Source organism: Allobosea sp. CER48, from assembly GCF_044752385.1.
GTDB lineage: Bacteria > Pseudomonadota > Alphaproteobacteria > Rhizobiales > Beijerinckiaceae > Allobosea.
Map to the genome: position 1 here is coordinate 1 of NZ_JBIWYK010000500.1, position 2114 is coordinate 2114.

The following is a 2114-nucleotide window of genomic DNA, read 5'->3' on the forward strand; positions in this document are numbered from 1 at the left end:
GAATCTGAACCGGCTGCGGCGCTGGTGGCGTGGCGCCAGCGCGAATCTGCGCGGCTCAGTCTTCATGATCTCGGCTCTGCTGGTCTATGCGGTGATGGTCGCCGGCATCAAGCATGTCGGCCAGGCGATCCCCCTGGTGCAGATCCTGCTGGTCCGGCAGGTGATCATGACCGCGATCCTGCTCCTCTTCGCAGCCGGCAGCCTGCGCCGCGCGCTGCATACCGAGCGTCTCGGCCTGCAGGTTTTCCGCAGCGTGATTACGCTGCTGTCCATGCTTTGCGGCTTTACGGCCGTTGTGAAAATTCCGCTCGCCCAGGCGACGGCGATCGGTTTCAGCCAGGTCCTCTTCGTCACCATTGCGGCCGTGCTGGTGCTGAAGGAGGCGGTCGACGGCCGGCGCTGGGCTGCGACGATCATCGGCTTCATCGGCGTGCTGATCATGCTGCGGCCGGGCACCGACGGTCTCGACGTCTACGCACTGCTCTCGGTCGCCGGAGCCATCTTCGGCGCCGGCATCACCGTCAGCGTCCGCAAGCTCGCGGCGAGCGAGCGCACCGACACGATCCTGCTCTATCAAGGCATCGTCCTGATCGCCCTGCTTGCTGTCCCCACCTGGCTCTGGTGGCAGCCCCCGACGCCGGACCAGTGGTTCTGGCTCGTGGTCCTCAGCGTCTTCGGCACGGCGGGCCAATGGCTGATCACCCGCGCCTATCAGGTCGGCGAGGCGGCGGCCCTGGCGCCGCTCGATTTCAGCCGGCTGCTGCTGGCGAGCTTCACCGGCTTCGTCTTCTTCGCCGAGATCCCGGCGCTCACCACCTGGATCGGCGCCGTCATCGTGATCGGCGCGACGCTCTACACCATCCGCAAGAACGCCCGCCCGCCGGTCTCGCCCGCCTCGGCCTGAGCCGAGGCTCAGGATTGCATCATCGCAGGCCGGGCGCTATGTGTCGGAGCACGTCTCTTTTCGCGTGCGTCACCCGGGAAAACGCCCCGGGATTCCGGCTCGAGCCGGCCAGAACGCCACCAGAGGCCAATCCGATGCGCATCGAAAACGACCCGAAGCTCGACTTCCGCGACGTTCTGATCCGCCCGAAGCGCTCGACGCTCGGCAGCCGTGCCGAAGTCGATGTCGAGCGCAGCTTCCGCTTCGCCCACACGGGCAAGGACTGGAAGGGTTTCCCGCTGATCGCCGCCAATATGGACGTGGTCGGCACCATGAGCATGGCCCGCGCCCTGCTGAAGCACGGCGCCATGGTCGCGCTCCACAAGCACTACAGCGCCGAACAGCTCATCGCCTTTTTCCGCGAGCCGAGCTCGGCCAACGCCTTCTACTCGCTCGGCACCACCGATGCCGACCATGACAAGCTCAAGGCGGTCCATGCGCAGTCGCCGGTCGCCAAGATCTGCCTCGATGTCGCCAATGGCTACACCGAGAAGTTCGTTGATACCGTCAAGGCGACGCGCGCCGCCTTCCCGGATGCCGCGATCATGGCCGGCAACGTCGTCACCGGCGATATGACGGAGGCTCTGATCCTGGCCGGCGCCGACATCGTCAAGGTCGGGATCGGCCCGGGATCGGTCTGCACCACCCGCAAGATGACAGGCGTCGGCTATCCGCAGCTTTCCGCGATCATCGAATGTTCCGATGCCGCGCATGGGCTGAAGGGCCTGGTCTGCGGGGATGGCGGGCTGACCGTGCCGGGCGACGTCGCCAAGGCCTTTGGCGGCGGCTCGGACTTCGTGATGATGGGCGGCATGCTCGCCGGCCATGACGAATGCGAGGGCGAGATCCGCTACGAGGAGCGCGGCGGCGAGAAGGTGCCGGTCGCCATGACCTTCTACGGCATGTCCTCGGACACGGCGATGAACAAGTACTCCGGCGGCGTCGCCAAGTACCGGGCCTCCGAAGGCAAGACCGTCGAGGTGCCCTATCGCGGCCCGGTCGAGGGCACGATGCAGGAGATCATGGGCGGGGTGCGCTCGGCGATGACCTATATCGGCGCCGTCAGCCTGAAGGAGGTATCGAAACGCACCACCTTCATCATGGTCGGAGCCCAGCTCAACACGGTGTTCGGCAACTGAGCCGGCTCCGGTGCGTGCCGGCTCAGGCCGGC

Annotated in this window: 2 protein-coding genes; both read left to right on the forward strand. The window is 66.5% G+C overall.

Annotated elements, in window-relative coordinates:
- Nucleotides 1-904: DMT family transporter (locus ACIPIA_RS14830; protein WP_400510655.1), on the forward strand; the 904-nt coding region annotated here is incomplete at its 5' end.
- Between the two features lie 134 nt (nt 905-1038).
- Nucleotides 1039-2082, forward strand: coding sequence for a GMP reductase (locus ACIPIA_RS14835; protein WP_400510657.1), 1044 nt, complete (start codon nt 1039-1041; stop codon nt 2080-2082).
- Nucleotides 2083-2114 lie beyond the last annotated feature (32 nt).